Raw genomic sequence first — 18051 nt, 5'->3', positions numbered from 1 at the left:
TCGGGCGCGCACCGGGCGTCCGCTGTAGAGCAGCTTCTATCTTGGTTCGCGGCGCGGTTACCGCAATGGCCCGCTCGGCGCCACCCCATTTCCTTCCCGTCCGGCGAGCGGGCGCAACCGCTGCGTCACCGAGGAGCCTTCCGCGTTGCCGCCTCGGTGGGTAGGCTGGCACCCAGCTGACCGGGCGGAACCGGCAGCCGAACGAAGCGCAAGAGGAAACGGGAGTCCAGAATGCGAAAAGCCCTTCTCACTGCTGCAGGCCTTCTGCTCGCTTTCGCCGTCCAGCCCGCCTCGGCCGAGGGCGACGCCGCGGCTGGCGAGAAGGTCTTCGCCCGGTGCAAGGCCTGCCACACCGTCGATGAAGGCGGCGCCAGCCGCGTCGGCCCCAATCTGCACGGCGTCGTCGGCAGACCGGCCGCTGCCAAGGAGGGCTTCAAGTACTCCAAGGCGATGACCGAGGCCGGCGAGGGCGGGCTCGTCTGGAGCGAGGAAGACCTCGCCAAGTACCTCGCCGACCCCCGCGGCTTCATCAAGGGCAACCGCATGGCCTTCCCCGGCCTCAGGAAGCAGGACGAGCTGGACAACGTGATCGCCTACCTGAAATCCAACGGCTGAGCCGCCGGCCGGCGCGCTCCGAAAGGGGCCCCGGCGGTCAGCGGCGGCAGGGCGACGAGGAGTCCGAGTGCGATGGCCAAGCCGGCGCGGCGCCTGACCGGCGCCGACCTTCGCATCCTCCAGGTGCTGCAGCGCGAAGGTCGGATCAGCAACGCCGAGCTCGCCGAGCGGGTCGGCCTGTCGCCCTCGCCCTGCCTGCGGCGGCTGAAGCAGCTGGAGAGCGAGGGCTACATCCGCGGCTATGCGGCCCTGCTCGATCGCGGCCGCCTCGGCCTCGGCATCGAGGGCTTCGTGCGGGTCAACATCGAGCGCCACAAGGACGCCGACACCGACGCCTTCGAGCGCGAGGTGCGGCGCCTGCCGGAGGTCGTCGGGGTCTGGATGATGGCCGGCGACATGGACTTCCTGCTGCATGTCGTGGTCACCGACCTGGAGGCCTACGGCCGCTTCACCCGCGACCAGCTGATTCGCCTGCCCGGCGTCAAGGACGTCCATACCTCCTTCGTCATCGAGGCGATCAAGGAACGCGGGGATCTGCCCTTGACGTTGGAATAATCTGCCAATGCGGCAACAAATGGCGCCGTCTTGGGCAGCTAATGGCCGTGGATTCGCGCTAGGCTGAAGGCTGTCGTCGATCCCCGACGAGGAGGCTTCGATGCGCGCAGAACCGAGCCGGCCGGCAGGCAGTGCTTGCGAAGCCGGCGCGATCCTCTGGGACAAGTCCTTCCGTGGCTCGCCGCGACCGGTCGCGGCCGACTACAGCGTCGAGCAGCGCTGGAGCGAGTACGGGCCCGAGGACCACGCGGTCTGGCGCCGGCTGTTCGAGCGCCAGAGCGGGCTGCTGCCCGCCCGCGCCTGTCCGGCCTTCCTGAAGGGGCTGGCCCGCCTGCCGTTCGGCGGCGAGGCGGTGCCCGACTTCGAGGCGCTGTCCGATGCGCTGGAGCGCACGACGGGCTGGCGCGTCGTGGCGGTGCCGGGGCTGGTGCCGGACGCGGTCTTCTTCGAGCACCTGGCCAACCGCCGCTTCCCGGCGGCGCACTGGATCCGCCGGCCGGACGAGCTCGACTACCTGGAAGAGCCGGACCTGTTCCACGACATCTTCGGCCACGTGCCGATGCTCATGGACCCCGTCTTCGCCGACTACATGCAGGCCTACGGCCAGGGCGGCCTGCGCGCGCTCGGCCGCAAGGTGCTGCACCGCCTCGCGCGGCTCTACTGGTACACCGTGGAGTTCGGCCTGGTCGCCGGCGCCGGCGGGCTCGAGATCTACGGCGCCGGCATCCTCTCCTCGCACAGCGAGACCCTCTTCGCCCTGGAGGACGACTCGCCGAACCGCATCGCCTTCGACCTGGAGCGCGTGATGCGCACCCGCTACCGCATCGACGACTTTCAGGAGAGCTACTTCGTGGTGCGCGATTTCGACGAGCTGCTGCGACTTGCCGAGATCGACTTCGCGCCGCTCTACGACCGCGTCGCGGCGCTCCAGGATGTCGAGCCGGGCAGGCTGCTGCCGGGCGACCGCCTGCTGCACCGCGGCAACGGCCGCTACCACGCCGCCCGACCGACAGTCTAGCGAGGAGCAGAGAGCACGATGGGCCCCTTTCCCAAGGACGGCACGCCGGCCGTCGTCGACGACGTCAATCCCATGGGCACGGACGGCTTCGAGTTCGTCGAGTACACCGCCCCCGACCCCCGGGCGCTCGCCGCGCTGTTCCTGTCGCTCGGCTTCACCGCCGTGGCGCGCCATCGCTCCAAGGACGTGACGCTCTATCGCCAGGGCGGCGTGAACTTCGTCGTCAACGCCGAGCCCGATTCCTTCGCCCAGGCCTTCGCTAAGGTCCATGGCCCCTCGGCCTGCGCCATGGCCTTCCGGGTCGTCGACGCGGCCGCTGCCTACCGTCGCGCCATCGAGCTGGGCGCCAAGCCGGTCGAGAACCGCGTCGGCCCGATGGAGCTCAACATTCCGGCGCTCGAGGGCATCGGCGGCTCGCTGATCTACCTGGTCGACCGTTATGGACCCAAGGGCTCGATCTACGATGTGGACTTCGAGCCGATCGAGGGCAGCGCGGCGGCGCCTGAGGGCGCCGGCCTCACCTACATCGACCACCTGACCCACAACGTCCATCGCGGCCGCATGGACACCTGGGCCGGCTTCTACGAGAAGCTCTTCAACTTCAAGGAAATCCGCTACTTCGACATCGAGGGCAAGCTGACCGGTCTGCGCAGCCGGGCGATGACCAGCCCCGACGGGAAGATCCGCATTCCGATCAACGAGTCGGCGGACGATGTCAGCCAGATCGAGGAATACCTCAAGGCCTACAAGGGCGAGGGCATCCAGCATATCGCGCTGGGCACCGGCGACATCTACGCGACGGTCGAGGGCCTGCGCGCGCGCGGCGTCACCTTCATGGACCCGCCGCCGGACACCTACTACGAAAAGGTCGACGAGCGGGTGCCCCAGCACGGCGAGGATCTCGATCGCCTGAAGCGCAACGGCATCCTCATCGACGGCGCGCCGACCGCCGACGGCGGCCGCCTGCTGCAGATATTCACCGCCACGGTGATCGGCCCGATCTTCTTCGAGATCATCCAGCGCAAGGGCGACGAGGGCTTCGGCGAGGGCAACTTCCGGGCGCTCTTCGAATCCATCGAGCAGGACCAGATCAAGCGCGGCGTGCTGCAGGGCGCGAAGTAGCTCCCGGTCGCCGACGGTGCAGATTGCCTTGGGGCGCACGATTCCCTTGGGACGCGGGATTTCCTTGGGCGCCCTTCTGCTCTAGGGTCGCGCTTCCTCCCGCGAACCAGGCAGCGAATGGACAGGCCGCAGGTGACGAGTTCCGCTTCCGAAGACGACCGCCCGAGCCGCGACGAGGCGGAGGCGGCGGTCCATACGCTGCTGCGCTGGGCCGGGGACGACCCCGCGCGCGAGGGCCTGCGCGACACGCCCAAACGCGTCGCCCAGGCCTTCGAGGAGTGGTTCGGCGGCTATCTCATCGACCCGCAGGACTATCTGAACCGCACCTTCGACGAGGTCGAGGGCTACGACGAGATCGTGGTGCTGCGCGACATCGACTTCGTCAGCCACTGCGAGCACCACCTCGCGCCGATCATCGGCAAGGCGCATGTCGCCTACCTGCCCGATCGGCGGGTCGTGGGCATCTCGAAGCTGGTGCGGGTCGTCGAGGGCTACGCCCGGCGCCTGCAGATCCAGGAGCGCCTGACCAGCCAGATCGCCAAGGCCGTCGAGACGACGCTGCAGCCTCACGGCGTCGGCGTCGTCATCGAGGCGACCCATCAGTGCATGACGACCCGCGGCGTGCGCAAGGAAGGGGTCTCGATGGTCACCTCCTGCGTGCTGGGCAGCTTTCGCAGCGATCGTCGCACCCGCCAGGAATTCCTGCGCCTGATCGGCCACGGCGGCTGACCGGCCGGGGCGGCATCCCGCCGCCCGGCCGAGCCGTTAGCCTCAGCGCGCGGCGCGCGCCGCCGAGAAGGGCACCATGCGCTCCAGCGTCTCGTCCCACAGGGTATAGCGCCACTGCAGCAGTGCCGCCGGCAGATGCATGCTCGGCCCGCTCTGCAGCGCCGGCGTCGCGTCGTAGCAGTCCTGCAGCCGATAGTTTGGCACCCGCGGATTGAGATGGTGGATGTGGTGCAGGCCGATGTTGGCGGTGAACCACTGAAGCACGCGCGGCAGCTTCAGGTGCAGCGAGCCGCCGAGGGCTGCCTGCTCGTAGCTCCAGTTCTCGTGCCGGAGCCAGGCCGTGTTCTCGAAGCGATGCTGCACGCTGAACAGCCAGACGCCGGCGATGCTGGCGCAGACGATGATCGGGATCTGCACGGCGGCCATGGCGGCGAGGCCGAAGATCCAGGCAAGCCCGCCGTAGAAGAGGAACAGGGCCAGGTCGGTCAGGTAGACCGCGTTGCGCTCGCGCCGCCAGTCGGGCGGCATGTCGAAGGGCAGGCGGTAGAGGATCAGGAAGACGAAGGGCGGGATCAGCAGGTTGGCGACCAGCGGATGCCGCACGGCGCGGTAGCCGAGCTGCTGCCAAGGGCTCATCGCGCGGTACTCCTCGACCGTCAGGCAGGAGGAGTAGATGTCGGCGCCGCTCTGCCGGCGATCGAGGTCGTTCCAGACGACATGGTGAATGGCGTGCTGGCGACTCCAGGCCTCGAAGGGGGTCATGGTGAAGAGGCTGCACAGGCGGCCGACCCAACGGTTGGCCGTGCGGCTGGCGAAGAGGGAGCCGTGGCCGCAGTCGTGCTGCAGGATGAAGACCCGCACCAGGAAGCCGGCCGCCAGCGGCGCCAGCGCCAAGGACAGCCAGAAGGAGACGCTGAGGGCGGCGTACATGGCGCCGGCAGTGGCGACCAGGCCGCCCAGGGAGTTGACCAGCTGCCAGATCGCGCGGGGCGCCTGGGCTTGCTGGAAGGCCGCGACCGACCGCTGCAGCTCAAGCGCCTCTTCGCGAGACGGTCGAGCGGATTTCCAGCCCTCGGTCGAGGCGACCGGATTCGAATCGAGCATGTAGAAGTCTTTCGTTTCGCGGGGTCAAATGGGACCGGCGCACCCAGTTCATATGGTACGCCCATAGCCGCGCGTCATCTACCCCGCGTGCAAAGGGAATCGATTCAATCTCGGTGCCTCGCCAGCGGTGACCTGCCGCTCCGCCGGTCCCCGTATGCGTACGGGCTCCATGGCCGCGCGCGAGTCGGCCTGCCGCGGGCTCAGGGCTGGCTGTAGGCCGTCTTCACCGTGGTGTAGAACTCGGCGGCGTAGCGACCCTGCTCGCGCGCCCCGTAGCTCGAGTTCTTTCGGCCGCCGAAGGGCACGTGATAGTCGACCCCGGCGGTCGGCAGGTTGACCATGACCATCCCGGCCTCGCTGTTCCGCTTGAAGTGCTCGGCGTGCTTCAGGCTGGTCGTGGCGATCCCGGCGGACAGGCCGAACGGGGTGTCGTTGGCGACCGCAAGGGCGCTCTCGTAGTCCTTGACCCGGATCACCGAGGCGACTGGGCCGAAGATCTCCTCGCGATTGATGCGCATGCTGTTGTCGGTCTCGGTGAAGAGCGCCGGCTGCAGGTAGAAGCCCTCGGTCTCGCGGTTCAGCCGCTCGCCGCCCCAGGCCAGGCGGGCGCCCTCGTCCTGGCCGATGCGCAGGTACTCCAGGTCCTGGTCGAGCTGGCGCTGATCGACCACCGGGCCGATCTGCGTGCCCTCCTTGAGGGCGTGATCGACGGTCAGGGCCTTCAGCTTGGCGGTCAGAGCCTCGACGAAGCGGTCGTGGACGCCCTCGGTGGCGATCAGCCGGGAGGAGGCGGTGCAGCGCTGGCCGGTCGAGAAGAAGGCCCCGTTGAGCGCCGCGTTGGCGGCGACCTCGAGGTCGGCGTCGTCGAGCACGACGAAGGGATTCTTACCGCCCATCTCGAGCTGGAACTTCTTCAGCGCCTCCCCTTCGATGCAGCGCCGGGCGACCTGCCGGCCGGTCTTGACCGAGCCGGTGAAGGAGATCGCGGCGACCTTGGGCGAGGCGAGGATCGCCTCGCCGACCACGGAGCCGCGGCCCATCACCAGATTGAACACGCCCTTGGGCAGGCCGGCGCGCTGCAGGATGTCGGCCAGCGCCCAGGCGCAGCCCGGCACCAGGTCGGCCGGCTTCATGACCACGGTGTTGCCGTAGGCGAGCGCCGGCGCCAGCTTCCAGGCCGGGATCGCGATCGGAAAGTTCCAAGGCGTGATCAGGCCGACCACCCCGGTCGGCTCGCGCAGCACGTCGGCGATCACCCCGGGGCGCACCGAGGCGAGGCGCTCGCCGGCGACCCGCAGGGTCTCGCCGGCGAAGAACTTGAAGATCTGGCCGGCGCGCGCCGCCTCGCCGATGCCCTCGGGCAGGGTCTTGCCCTCCTCGCGGCTGAGCAGCCGGCCGAGCTCCTCCTTGCGCGCGAGGATCTCGGTGCCCGCGGCGTCCAGGATGTCGAAGCGCTGCTGCGGCGTGCTCCTCGACCAGGCCGGGAAGGCGGCGGCCGCGGCCTCGACCGCCTGCTCGGCCTGGCCCGCGTCGCCCTGGGCATAGAGGCCGACGACGTCGGAGAGGTCCGAGGGGTTGCGGTTCTCGCTGCTGTTCGGGCCTTCGACCCAGTCGCCGTCGATCAGGTTGGCGTGGATGGTCATGGGGTCTCTCCTCCGGTCTTTTGTTCGGCGCCCGGCGCTCGCAGGCGAGGGGATCAGGCGGCGGCGAGGCCGATCAGGGCCTGGCGCTGGATCTGGCGGCTGCGGAACAGAACCATCTCCTGCCAATCGGGCATCTGCGGCGCGAAGTGCGCGCGGATCTCTGCCTTGATGCGCCGCGTCGTGGGATCGTTCCAGTCGACGTTGGTCTCGTTGTGCAGCCAGTGGTCCTGGCGCAGCACCTGCATGCCGCGCGGCGGCGCGTAGGTGCCGTACTCCAGGGCGATGAAGGTGACCGTCTCGCCGAGCAGGCGCTCCCAGCCGTACTCGGCGAGGCCGGTCTTCGGCACCGAGGAGGAGGTGCCGAGCCGCGGCTGGGTCACGGAATCGCCGTACCAGGCCAGCGCGCGCCGGACGTTGATCGAGCCCGGCGTGTGGTCGGCGATCGGCTCGCCGTAGCCGAAGGGGCCGAGGCCGGTGTGGTAGTCGACGACGGCGACCAGGTCGCGACCGGCCAGGTCGTGCTCGGCGACGATGCGCTCCAGGGTGCGCCGAGACCAGGCCGGCTCGCTGCCGCCGAAGAACACGCCGCCGGCGTGGCGGTACTGGCCGCCGGAGCGCGCCATGTTCAGCTGGGTGTCGCCGTGCGCCTCGCGGTAGGCCTGGATCTTCCGGTCCGCCGCGGCGAGGGTCGTCTCGTCGAGCGAGCGCGGCACCAGCGCCTCGTGCAGCTCCTCGTAGCCCGGGTTCTCGGGCAGCGGCTGGTCGAAGTCGACCCAGTTGCGATTGAGGTCGATGCCCTCCTCGGTGACCCGGCGCAGCCAGGCGAAGCCGTAGGGATTGACGGCATGGACGACCAGAACCCCGACATCCGCGGGCAGCGCGCCGCGGCCGTTCTCGATCCAGTCGCACTGGCCGGCCGAGCCGGGGAAGCCCTCGACGCCGTGGGTCGAGGAGACCATGACCAGGACCTTCCTGGCGTCGGCCGGGCCGAACCAGGCGACGTCGGTCGCCAGCTCCTCGCCGTGGGGCCCCTGGTGCGGGTTGGCGTAGCTGGTCGGGGCGACGCCGGCGGTCTCGCAGGCGGCCAGGAACTTGCGCCGCGCCTCTCGGTAGTCCTCGGCGAAATAGGTTCCGGCGGCGGTCAGCAGGTCCATGCGGCTTGTCTCCTGAAGGGGCGGGCTCCCGCGGGCCCTGCGTCGGCGGGGCCCGGGGAAAGGCGAAGCGCCAGAGCCTAACGCGTCGCGTGGCAAAGGGAAGGGCTGGCAAGCCTGCGCCGCTGTCGATAGCCTTGCCGGCCTTTCAGGAGGAAACGAGAGACCATGACGAAACCCGACGCGGCGACGCAAAAACGCATTCTCGAGGCGGTCGATGCAGGCTTCGAGGAGCAGATCGGCTTCCTTTCGGAGCTGATCCGCAAGCCGTCGCTGCGCGGCCAGGAGCAGACCGCCCAGGACTTCCTCCACGACGCCTACCGGACGCGCGGCTACGCCGTCGACCGCTGGGCGATCGATCTGGACGCGATCCGGGACCATCCCGGCTTCTCGCCCGTCACCATCGACTACGCCGACGCCTTCAACGTCGTCGCGACGCACCGGCCGCGCGACGAGCGGGGCCGCTCGCTGATTCTCAACGGCCACGTCGACGTCGTGCCGACGGGACCCGCCGAGATGTGGACGGCGCCGCCCTTCGAGCCGAAGCGCGAGGGCGACTGGCTCTATGGACGCGGCTCGGGCGACATGAAGGCCGGGCTGGCCGCCAACCTCTACGCGCTCGACGCGCTGCGCCGCCTCGGCTGGCAGCCGGCCGGCCGCGTCCACCTGCAGTCGGTGGTCGAGGAGGAGTGCACCGGCAACGGCGCCCTGGCCTGCCTGGCGCGCGGCTATCAGGCCGACGCCGCGATCATCCCGGAGCCGGAGGACGACAAGCTGGTGCGCGCCAACTGCGGCGTGCTGTGGTTCAAGGTCACGGTGCGCGGCGTGCCGGTCCATGTCCGCGAGGCCGGCAAGGGTGCCAACGCCATCGAGGCGGCCTACCGGCTGATCCAGGCGCTGCGCGGCCTGGAGGAGCGCTGGAACGAGCGCAAGGGCGACCACCGACACTTCGAGACGCTGGACCACCCGATCAACTTCAACGTCGGCAAGATCGCCGGCGGCGACTGGGCGTCCTCGGTGCCGGCCTGGTGCAGCTTCGACGCGCGCATCGCGATCTTTCCCGGCGTGCGCGCCGCCGACGCCGCGGCCGAGATCGAGGCCTGTCTGGCGGAGGCCGCGCGCGGCGACGCCTTCCTGGCCAACAACCCGCCCGAGGTCGCCTGGAACGGCTTCTTCGCGGAGGGCTACGTGCTGGAGGAAGGCAGCGAGGCCGAGGCGACGCTCGGGCGCGCGCACCTGACCAGCTACGGCCGGTCGCTGGAGAGCTTCGTCACCGCCGGCTACCTCGACGCCCGGGTGTTCGTGCTCTACCAGGACACGCCCTGCTTGGTCTACGGGCCCTACTCCGAGAACATCCACGCCTTCGACGAGCGGGTCAGCCTGGCCTCGCTGAAGCGCGTCACCGGCACGATCGCGCTGTTCGTCGCGGAGTGGTGCGGCCTGGAATCCCTCGGGTAGGCGTGGCGGGAGAAGGGCGGCCGCCCTTCTAGCCTGTTGCAGTGCAGCGAGCTAGACTGGCGGCAGGGACAGCTCGATCCCAGACCCGACGCCAGACCCCCCAGACGCCCGTCCGTGCAGCAGCCCATCGCCATCGGCCACAACCAGGGCCCGCCGCTCGATCCCGAGCGTGGCGCGCGTGTCCGCCTCTGGGAGAAGGCCCTGGCCGCGGCCTGGGATAACCCACCGATCGAGGTGGTCCGCCGCCGCGTCGCGCGGGCCCGCGAGCTCGGCATGAGCTACCGCGAGTACACGGCGGTCCTGCTCGACACCGGCCGGCACCTGTAGCGCGCACCCCGGGGCGAGGCCTGCGGCTCTGCCCCGGGGTGGGGTCCCAGGGGGGCGATGATCCCCCTCAGACCTTGAAGGGCACCACCGTCTGGCGCTGCTCGCCGAGGCCGCTGATGCCGAGCCGGACCTTGTCGCCCGCCTTCAGGAAACGCTGCGGCTTCAGGCCCATGCCGACGCCCGAGGGCGTGCCGGTCGCGATGACGTCGCCGGGCAGCAGGGTCAGGTGGCGGCTGATATAGTGCACCAGGTGGGCCACCGGGAAGATCATGTCGGCGGTGTTGCTGTCCTGGTAGCGCGTGCCCTCGACCTCGCAGAAGACGTCCAGGGCCTGCGGGCCGGGCACCTCGTCGGCCGTGACCAGCCAGGGCCCCAGAGGTCCGAAGGTGTCGAACGACTTCCCCTTGATCCACTGCCCGGTGCCTTCCAGCTGAGCCGCGCGCTCCGAGACGTCGTTGACCACGCAGTAGCCGGCGACGTGCTCGAGCGCCTCGGCTTCCGGCACGTGGCGTGCGCGCCGGCCAATCACCACGCCGAGCTCGACCTCCCAGTCCATCTTGGTCGAGTTCTCGGGCAGCATGATGTCGTCGTTCGCGCCGACGATGGCGCTGGTCGCCTTGGCGAAGAGCACCGGCTCGCGCGGCGGCTCGACGCCCGACTCCGCGGCGTGCTTGGCGTAGTTGAGGCCGACGCAGATCAGCTTGCCGACCGCGCCGACGCAGGGACCGAGCCGCGGCTCGCCCTCGACCTCGGGCAGGCTGCTGGGGTCGAGGTCGCGGAGCCGCGCCAGGCCGTCGGGCGACAGGGCGCGGCCGTCGATGTCGGCGACCGTGCCGGAGAGGTCGCGCAGCCGGCCCTGGTCGTCGAGCAGGCCGGCGCGCTCGCGGCCCGCCGGGCCGAATCGCAGGAGCTTCATTCGAAATTTCCTCCGTCTGGATGGTTCTTGGTTGGAACGAGAAGGCGTCGCCGCGGGCGGCGTCTCAGGGTGTGCGGCGCGGGACCGGCCGGCCTTCGACCGGGTAGGCGGGATCGGTGTAGCCCGGCGTCGAGGGGTGGCCTGGGGAGACCATCCCGTCGATCAGCGTCTCGTCCTCGGGGGTCAGCGCGACCTCGACGGCGCCCAGGTAGTCGCGCCACTGCTCGAAGGTGCGCGGCCCGGCGATGACCGAGGTTATCAGCGGATTGGCGAGCACCCAGGCGGTGGCGAACTGCCCGGCGGTAATGCCGCGCTGCTCGGCGTGCGCCTTGATGCGGCGGGCGAGCACCAGGGACTCGCGGCGCCACTCGGTCTGCATCATGCGCGGGTCCTCGGCGCCGGCGCGTGTGCCGGCCGGCGGTGCGGACTCCGGGTCGTACTTGCCGGACAGGACGCCGCGGGCCATCGGGCTGTAGGGCACGACGCCCATGCCGTAGTAGTCGCAGGCCGGCAGCAGCTCGACCTCCGGCATGCGATTGAAGGCGTTGTAGTAGGGCTGCAGGGCGATGGGGCGGTCGATGCCGGCCTGGTCGCAGAGGTTGCAGATCTCGGCGATGCGCCAGGCGCGGAAGTTGGAGAGGGCGAAGTGGCGCACCTTGCCGGCCGCGATCAGGTCGGCCATGGCGCGCACGCTCTCCTCGAGCGGCGTGCCGGCGTCCTCCTTGTGCATGTAGTAGATGTCGATGTAGTCGCACCCCAGCCGCGCCAGCGATTCCTCGCAGGCCTGCAGGATCCACTTGCGGCCGAGGCCGCGGCGGTTCGGGCCCTCGCCCATCGGGTTGCAGACCTTGGTCGCGAGCACCCAGTCGTGCCGCCGGGCAGCGATGGCCTTGCCGGTGATCCGCTCGGACTCGCCAGCGGCATATTGGTCGGCCGTGTCGATGAAGTTGACGCCCGCCTCGGCCGCATCGGCGACGATCCGCTCGGCCTCGGCGGCGTCGGTGCGCAGCCCGAACATCATCGTGCCGAGACAGATGCGGGAAACATGGAGGCCGCTCTTGCCCATGCGTCTGGATTCCATAATGTCTCCTGTTCTCCCCTTGATTGTGCTGCGAAGAGGTCCCATTGATAGGGGCGGCCGAGTCAGCTCCAAAGCAGGATTGGTCGCGATTCACCCAGAATTCTGAATGGTTTACAAAACATTACGCTTCCCGTCTTGCGAGGATTCGGGCCCTCGGACGCTATTGATACTATGTAGAGGCCATCCCCGTGCCGGTCGTCGGCGCTGCCTGCGATGACGCAAGCAATAACCCCAGGAAGGATCCAAAGACGATGTACCATAAAACCGACGTGCATATCGGGCGCAAGGTTCGTGAACGGCGCGTGGCACTCGGGTGGAGCCAGTCCGATCTAGCGGAGCGGCTCGGAATCAGCTTCCAGCAGGTACAGAAGTACGAGAGCGGCGCCAATCGCATCAGCGGCAGCCGGATCTGGGACATCGCCAACGTGCTCCAGACACCGGTGAGCACCTTCTTCGAAGGCCTCGACGGGCAGGGCGTCTCCACGGAGTCGACCGCGGTGGTCGAGGAGGAGCGGACCTTCGACCGGCAGACCCTCGAGCTGGCGCGCGCCGTCAACCGCATCGACGACGAGCAGGTGAAGACGCAGCTGATCCGTCTGGTCAAGGCCTTCGCCAAGGCCGCCTGACCGAGCGGGCGGCCCGAGCGGCCGATCGGTTCTTGTCGCCCGGCAGGCGTCCCTGCCGGGCGATCCTGCTTGTCCGCTCGGCAGCCGCAACTTGGCGGCGCGCGCGATCAGAGCGTGGCGGCGAAGCCGGCCAGGCGCTTCATGGCATCCTTCAGCACCGCGTCCGGGGTGCCCAGGTTGAGCCGCAGGTGGCCGGTGGCGCTGGCCCCGAAGCCGTCTGCCGGCAGCAGGGCCAGGCCGGTCTCGTCGAGCAGCCGGTTGGCGAACTCGAGGGCACCGAGGCCGCTCTGCCGCACGTCGACCAGCACGAACATGCCGCCTTCGGGCTTCCGGCAGGACAGGCCGGGAATCGCGTTGACCGCCGCGGCAACCTCGAGCCGACGCCGCGCGTAGGCTTCGCGCAGGGCCGGCAGCGCCGCCGGCGCCGCCTTCAGCGCCGCGAGCGCCGCGTCCTGGACGAATTGCGGCGAGCCGTAGGTGTTGGCGATCGCCAGTCGGAACAGGTGCCTGGGCAGCTCTGGATTCGGGCTGACCGACCAGCCGGCGCGCCAGCCGGTCATGGCGTGCGACTTCGACAGGCTGGAAACCACCACCGTGCGCTCGGCGAGCTCGGGCAGGGCGGCCGGATAGGCCGGCGAGTCGCCGTAGGCCAGGTCGGCGTAGACCTCGTCGGAGACCAGCCAGAGGTCGTGGGCGCGCGCGATCTCGCCGATCGCCTGCCATTCCGCGCGACCGAGCACCGCCCCGGTCGGATTGTTCGGCGAGGCGATCAGGAGCAGCCGGCTGTTTGGCGTCACCGCCTTCTCGATGTCGGCCGGGTCGACATGAAAGGCGCGCTCGGCGGGGCTCGGCACCACGACCATGACCCCGCCCGCTGTCGCCACGGTGCCCGGATAGGTCAGGTACATCGGCTCCGGCACGATCGCCTCCTCGCCGGGGCCGAGCAGGCTGATTACGACGCTGAAGAGCGCGTTCTGCGCGCCGGCGGCGATCACGACCTGGTCGGCCGAGGTCTCCCGGCCGGTCTGGCGGGCGTGGCGCTCGGCGACCGCCGCGCGCAGCCGCGGATCGCCGAGGATCGGCGTGTAGCGCGTCTCGCCGGCGTCGAGCGCCGCCTTGCAGGCGGCGACCGCCTCGGGCGGGCTGTCGAAATCGCTGTCGCCGACCGTCAGGATCAGGGTGTCGATGCCGCGCGCCTTGCGCTCCACCGCGCGGAAATGAACGTTCCAGCCATCGGAGCCGTCGAGGGCGAGCCGGGCGACCAGCGGACCATAGCGCATGGAGTTCAGTCTCTCTCTTCCTGTGCCGGCCCGCCGTCCTGCGGGGGACGGTCCGTGCCTACGCTTTCGCGGGAGGGTTCGTCCAGACGCAGGCCGTCGAGCTGCCGTCGGCGCCGTTCGGCATCGTTCTCCTGGCGCTGACGCTCGTCCTTGGTGCGGCCGTGGCGCACCCGGTTGGTCGCGGCCTGTTCCACACGTTCGGCCCGGGCGCGCGCCTTGCGCTGCTGCCGCAGGTTGACGATCTCCGCCATGGCCGCCTCCTCCGTTTCGAGGAACAGGGCTTAGCACAGGCGTGCCAGGGGACATAAGCGACCGCTCGAAGGGGGCGGAGGCCTCTCCCCGGGCGCCAGCTGGCAGCGGCCGCGCGCGGTTTGCCAAGGTCCGGGGCAGCCACTAAGTTCGCAGGGCCACGCGCTTCGCCAACCTTCGGGGCCAGGGACCGGAACATCCTCTTGCGCACGCTTCTGATCGTCGCCGGCGCCCTCCTCGCGCTGCTGGTCCTGGTCGTCCTGTTCGGCCCTCTGCTGGTCGACTGGAACGCCTTCAAGCCGCGCCTGGCGGCAGCGGTCGAGGAGGCGACGGGACGCAGCCTTCAGATCGAGGGCGACCTCCGCTTGAGCGTGTTGCCGACGCCGACGCTCTCCGCCGAGGGCGCGCGCCTCTCCAACGTCGAGGGGGGCTCGCAGCCGACCATGGTGTCGCTGGAGACGCTGGAGGTGCGGGTCGCGCTGACGCCGCTGCTCGGCGGCGACCTGCAGGTCCGATCGCTGGTGCTGGTCGAGCCGACCATCCTGCTCGAGCGTCTCGCGGACGGGCGCGTCAACTGGGATCTCTCGCCGCCGCACGGCGCAGCTCCCGGAACGAGCTCGCCCACTTCGCTCAGCGACGAACCCGTGCCCGAAGGCGAGTCCGAGCCGGGGCATGCAACCCCGCTGTCGGTGACGCTCGACCGGGTCACGATCCGCGACGGCACGCTCGTCTACCGCGACGCGCCGGCCGGCACCGAGGAGCGGCTCGAGGCGCTCGATGCCATTCTGACGGCGGGCTCGCTGCGCGGACCCTTCCAGGTCGAGGGCGAGGCCCGGTTGCGCGGGACGCCCCTCGAGCTCTCGCTCTCGACGGGCCGCCTCGCGCTCGGCGGCGCGACCGCGGTCACGATCAACCTGGCCCTGCCCGATGCCGGCGATGCTAAGGCTCGGTTCAACGGCGAGCTGACGGCGGGCGAGGCGGCCAGCGCGCGCGGCAACCTGACCCTCTCCGGCGAGAGCCTGCTGGCGCTGGCGGCCCTGGCGGCGCCGGGCACCGAGCTGCCGGGCAGCCTGGCCCAGCCCTTCAACCTGTCGGGCCGGCTCGACTACCGGGACGCCCGGCTCTCGCTGGAGTCGCTCGACCTGTCGATGGCCGACACCGCAGTCGCCGGCGCGACCGGCGTGACATTCGGCGACCCCACCGAGGTGACGGCCGAGCTGCGCGTCTCGCGACTGAACCTCGACAGCCTGCTGGCCGACGGCGGCGGCGGCGGCCAGGATCCCGTTCCGCCGGCCGGCGGCTTCAGCCTGCCGGATGGCCTGGTCGGCCAGCTCGACCTGCAGATCGACACCCTCCTCTACCGGGGCGAGGTGGTGCGCCAGGTGCTGATCAACGCCGATCTCCATCAGGACCGCCTGGCGCTCAACCAGGCGCTGGCGCTGCTGCCGGGTGGCGGCAACCTGGTGCTTTCCGGCGACCTGACCGCCGAGGCCGGCGAGCCGCGCTTCGTCGGGCGCGTGGAGGCGACGGCGGATAACCTGCGCGGCGTGCTGGGCTGGCTCGGCGTGGAGGTCGAGGGCGTGCCGGGGGACCGTCTGCGCCGGACCAGCCTGCTTGCCGACCTCGACGCGACGCCGCGGCTCGCCTCGATCACCGGCATCGACCTGGAGGTCGACACCAGTCGGATCACCGGCGGCTTGGCGCTGGCGCTGCGCGAGCGGCTGGGCGTCGGCATCGGCCTGAGCATCGACCGGATCAACCTCGACGCCTACCTGCCCGGTGCCAGCGGGCCGCCGCCCTCGGTCGACTCTGCGGCCGACTCTGCGGCCGACTCTGCGGCCGCCGCGCCGGCGCCCGAGCCCGCGCCGCAGCCGCAGGCAGGCGAGACGGGCGAGGCCGCCGGGCCGGAGCGGGCCGCCGAGTCGCCCGCGGAGACGGGCCGGCATCCGGCGGCTGTCTTGGGGGCGATCGACGCCAATCTCGACCTCACTCTCGGGCAGGTCACCTACAACGGCCAGTCGGCGCGCCAGGTCACGCTCGAGGGCACGCTGCAGCAGGGTCGGCTGACCCTGCGCCGCCTGACCGTCGGCGACCTTGCCGGCGGCGCCTTCAGCCTGTCGGGCGTCTTCACCGGCCTGCCCGAGGCTCCCTCGGTCGAGGACGGCAGCTTCGACATCACCGTCACCGATACCGCCCGCCTCGGCCGCCTGCTCGGCCAGCCGGCGGACGGCGCGCTGGCCCGGCTCGGGAGCCTGCGCGCCAGCGGCAGCGCCTCCGGCTCGGCGGAGGGCTTCACCTACAACGCCGACGTGATGGCGCTCGGCGGCACGATCTTCTCCTCGGGCCGGGTCAGCGGGCTGCCGGACGCCCTGGCAATCGGCGACGCCCGGCTGCAGGCCAACGGCATCGAGGGCGCGGCCCTGGCACGGATCCTCGGCCAGCCCGCGGACTCGCCGCTGGCCCGCCTCGAGCGCCTGGACGTGACCTCGGCCTTCCACTACGGCGCCGGCGAGGCGCGCTACGAGACGCGCCTGTCGGCTCTCGACGCCGAGCTCGTCGCCGAGGGCACGGCGCGCGAACTGGACAGCGGCCTGCCGGAGGTCGACTTCCGCCTGGCCGCCCGCCACGACGACTTGGCGCTGCTGCTGCGCCGCGCCCTCGGCGACTCGCCGCTGTCGCCGGGGGCCGGCGGGCTGGACCTGCGCGCCCGAGTCACCGGCAGTCCGCTGCAGCTGCAGGTCTCCGAGATCAGCGGTGCGGCCGGAGCGACCATCGAGAGCGGCACGCTGTCCCTCGACCTGCTCCGCGCGACGCCCTTCGTGGGGGTCGAGCTGGCGACCGGCGAGCTCGACCTGGCGCGCTTCTTCGGCGACGGCGGCGGCGGTGGCCAGGATCCGGCGGCGCGCTGGTCGCGCCAGCCGCTCGGGCTCGGCGCCCTGCGCGACCTCGACGCCGAGGTGGCGCTCGAGGCCGCCGGGCTGCGCCATGGCGAGCTCGTGCTGGCGCCGGCCTCGCTGCGCGCCAAGCTGGAGGCGGGCCTGCTGACGCTGGAGCGCCTGGAGGGCATCTTCCACGAGGGCCGGCTCAGCGCCCACGGCCGGCTCGACGCCGCCGCCGGCACCCCGACCGCCGACCTGACGCTGGCCTTCGCCGGGGTGGACGCCGGCGCCGTCCTGCGCCCCTTCGGCACCGAGCGCGTGCGCGGCCGCCTCGACCTGGAGGCCGAGCTCTCCAGCCGCGGCAACAGCGAGGCCGCGCTGGTCACGGCCCTCGGCGGCCAGGCGACGCTGGGCGGCGAGCTGACCCTCGAGGCCCAGGCCCAGGAGCAGATCGGCAACATCGTGCTCGGCATCCTCGGCCAGCAGGTCAGCGAGCTGCGTGGCGTCACGAACCCGCTCAACGAGCTGTTCTCGGCCTTCGCCGGCCGGCCCGGTCAGCTGTCGGGCACGGTCCGGGTCGCCGAGGGCGTGGCGACGACCAGCGACCTGCAGCTCGCGGGGCAGGGCGCCCGGCTCCGGGCGCGCGGCACCCTGGCGAACCTTCCGGCCTGGACCATGGCGGTGACGGCCGCGCTCTACCGCGAAGACGCGGGCGAGCCGCAGGTCGAGATCGATCTGGACGGCGCGCTCGACGAGCCGAACCTGCGCCTCAAGGGCGCCGCGCTCTCCATCGCCCCGGGCGGCGGGAGCGGTGGTAGCCGGGGCAATTCCCTGGAGCAGATCCTGCGCAACGCGCTGCCCGGCGCCCGGCAGCAGCCCGAGCCGCCGGCCGACGCCCTGGAGATCGCGCCGGAGGAGCCGGGCGGGGAGCAGGACCAGGCGCCGCCGCACGACAGCCCCCCGCCGAAGCCGGAGGACGTCTTGCGCGGTCTGATCCAGGGACTGGGACGGGGCGGCTGAGCTTAGCCTGGATTTCTCATACTGGAAGGGTCGTCACGTGGGTTATCGTCGGACAGGCAAGGAGAAGCGCGCAGCGCGATGCGGCGCATCGGGCAAGCGCTTCGACGCGGCCTGTGCGGCGATAACCCGCGCCCCCCGGCTGGTTCAGGGGCGGGTCGCTCCTGGCGGGCTCGCCCGCGGCGTCGCAGCCCTCGAGCGTAGCTTCGGCTACGCTCTTCGGGCTTCTCCTGGCGGAGCGAGCCCGCCAGGAGCGATGCCGACCCCTTCCAGTATGAGAA

Annotated in this window: 16 protein-coding genes; 9 read left to right on the top strand and 7 right to left on the bottom strand. The window is 71.0% G+C overall.

Translation table 11 applies throughout. From position 1 onward, the window contains the following. The first annotated feature begins 231 nt into the window (after positions 1-231). The 5 genes from WD341_RS00540 (at position 232) to folE (ending at position 4039) form a co-directional block, all read left to right on the top strand. Complete coding sequence (locus WD341_RS00540; protein ID WP_368423449.1) at positions 232-615, top strand: cytochrome c family protein; 384 nt, start codon at positions 232-234, stop codon at positions 613-615. A gap of 72 nt (positions 616-687) precedes the next feature. After that, complete coding sequence (locus tag WD341_RS00535; RefSeq protein ID WP_368423448.1) at positions 688-1170, top strand: Lrp/AsnC family transcriptional regulator; 483 nt, start codon at positions 688-690, stop codon at positions 1168-1170. A gap of 100 nt (positions 1171-1270) precedes the next feature. Then, a complete protein-coding gene (gene phhA / locus WD341_RS00530; RefSeq protein ID WP_368423447.1) occupies positions 1271-2188 on the top strand; it encodes a phenylalanine 4-monooxygenase in 918 nt (305 codons plus the stop codon). Between the two features lie 18 nt (positions 2189-2206). After that, the gene (gene hppD, locus WD341_RS00525; protein WP_368423446.1) at positions 2207-3310 is read left to right on the top strand and encodes a 4-hydroxyphenylpyruvate dioxygenase; all 1104 of its coding nucleotides are present in this window, start codon (positions 2207-2209) and stop codon (positions 3308-3310) included. A 132-nt stretch (positions 3311-3442) separates the two neighbouring features. Then, positions 3443-4039: a GTP cyclohydrolase I FolE gene (gene folE / locus WD341_RS00520; protein WP_368423445.1), complete on the top strand. Its 597-nt coding sequence runs from the start codon at positions 3443-3445 to the stop codon at positions 4037-4039. A 42-nt stretch (positions 4040-4081) separates the two neighbouring features. Here folE and WD341_RS00515 read toward each other — a convergent pair whose 3' ends face one another. The 3 genes from WD341_RS00515 to WD341_RS00505 form a co-directional block, all read right to left on the bottom strand. After that, positions 4082-5143, bottom strand: coding sequence for a fatty acid desaturase (locus WD341_RS00515; protein ID WP_368423444.1), 1062 nt, complete (start codon positions 5141-5143; stop codon positions 4082-4084). A 200-nt stretch (positions 5144-5343) separates the two neighbouring features. Then, positions 5344-6786, bottom strand: a complete 1443-nt coding sequence (locus tag WD341_RS00510; protein WP_368423443.1) for an aldehyde dehydrogenase family protein — start codon at positions 6784-6786, stop codon at positions 5344-5346. A gap of 53 nt (positions 6787-6839) precedes the next feature. Next, a complete protein-coding gene (locus WD341_RS00505; protein WP_368423442.1) occupies positions 6840-7940 on the bottom strand; it encodes a M14 family metallopeptidase in 1101 nt (366 codons plus the stop codon). A 165-nt stretch (positions 7941-8105) separates the two neighbouring features. Between WD341_RS00505 and WD341_RS00500 the strand changes: the two genes are divergently transcribed. Together WD341_RS00500 and WD341_RS00495 are read left to right on the top strand one after the other, a co-directional pair. Then, on the top strand, positions 8106-9395 hold the full coding sequence (locus tag WD341_RS00500; protein ID WP_368423441.1) for an ArgE/DapE family deacylase: 1290 nt from the start codon (positions 8106-8108) through the stop codon (positions 9393-9395). A 114-nt stretch (positions 9396-9509) separates the two neighbouring features. Next, complete coding sequence (locus WD341_RS00495; RefSeq protein WP_368423440.1) at positions 9510-9722, top strand: hypothetical protein; 213 nt, start codon at positions 9510-9512, stop codon at positions 9720-9722. A 67-nt stretch (positions 9723-9789) separates the two neighbouring features. Here the strand turns inward: WD341_RS00495 and WD341_RS00490 are convergent, their stop codons facing one another. Beyond that, on the bottom strand, positions 9790-10638 hold the full coding sequence (locus tag WD341_RS00490) for a fumarylacetoacetate hydrolase family protein (protein WP_368423439.1): 849 nt from the start codon (positions 10636-10638) through the stop codon (positions 9790-9792). A 64-nt stretch (positions 10639-10702) separates the two neighbouring features. After that, a complete protein-coding gene (locus WD341_RS00485; protein WP_368423438.1) occupies positions 10703-11719 on the bottom strand; it encodes an aldo/keto reductase in 1017 nt (338 codons plus the stop codon). Positions 11720-11970: 251 nt separating this feature from the next. On the opposite strand from WD341_RS00485, the gene WD341_RS00480 reads away from it, so the two are divergent. Beyond that, positions 11971-12345, top strand: a complete 375-nt coding sequence (locus WD341_RS00480; RefSeq protein WP_368423437.1) for a helix-turn-helix domain-containing protein — start codon at positions 11971-11973, stop codon at positions 12343-12345. Between the two features lie 107 nt (positions 12346-12452). Here WD341_RS00480 and WD341_RS00475 read toward each other — a convergent pair whose 3' ends face one another. After that, positions 12453-13625, bottom strand: a complete 1173-nt coding sequence (locus WD341_RS00475) for a pyridoxal phosphate-dependent aminotransferase (RefSeq protein ID WP_368423436.1) — start codon at positions 13623-13625, stop codon at positions 12453-12455. Between the two features lie 5 nt (positions 13626-13630). Continuing rightward, on the bottom strand, positions 13631-13876 hold the full coding sequence (locus WD341_RS00470; protein ID WP_368423435.1) for a DUF4169 family protein: 246 nt from the start codon (positions 13874-13876) through the stop codon (positions 13631-13633). A gap of 201 nt (positions 13877-14077) precedes the next feature. Between WD341_RS00470 and WD341_RS00465 the strand changes: the two genes are divergently transcribed. Then, positions 14078-17773: an AsmA family protein gene (locus WD341_RS00465; protein ID WP_368423434.1), complete on the top strand. Its 3696-nt coding sequence runs from the start codon at positions 14078-14080 to the stop codon at positions 17771-17773. Positions 17774-18051: the final 278 nt, after the last annotated feature.

Origin of the sequence: Tistlia sp., from assembly GCF_040905785.1 — a bacterium.
Taxonomy (GTDB): Bacteria; Pseudomonadota; Alphaproteobacteria; order Kiloniellales; family DSM-21159; genus Tistlia.
Note: the sequence above shows the minus strand (reverse complement) of the source record. Positions and strands in the feature narration are given on the sequence as shown.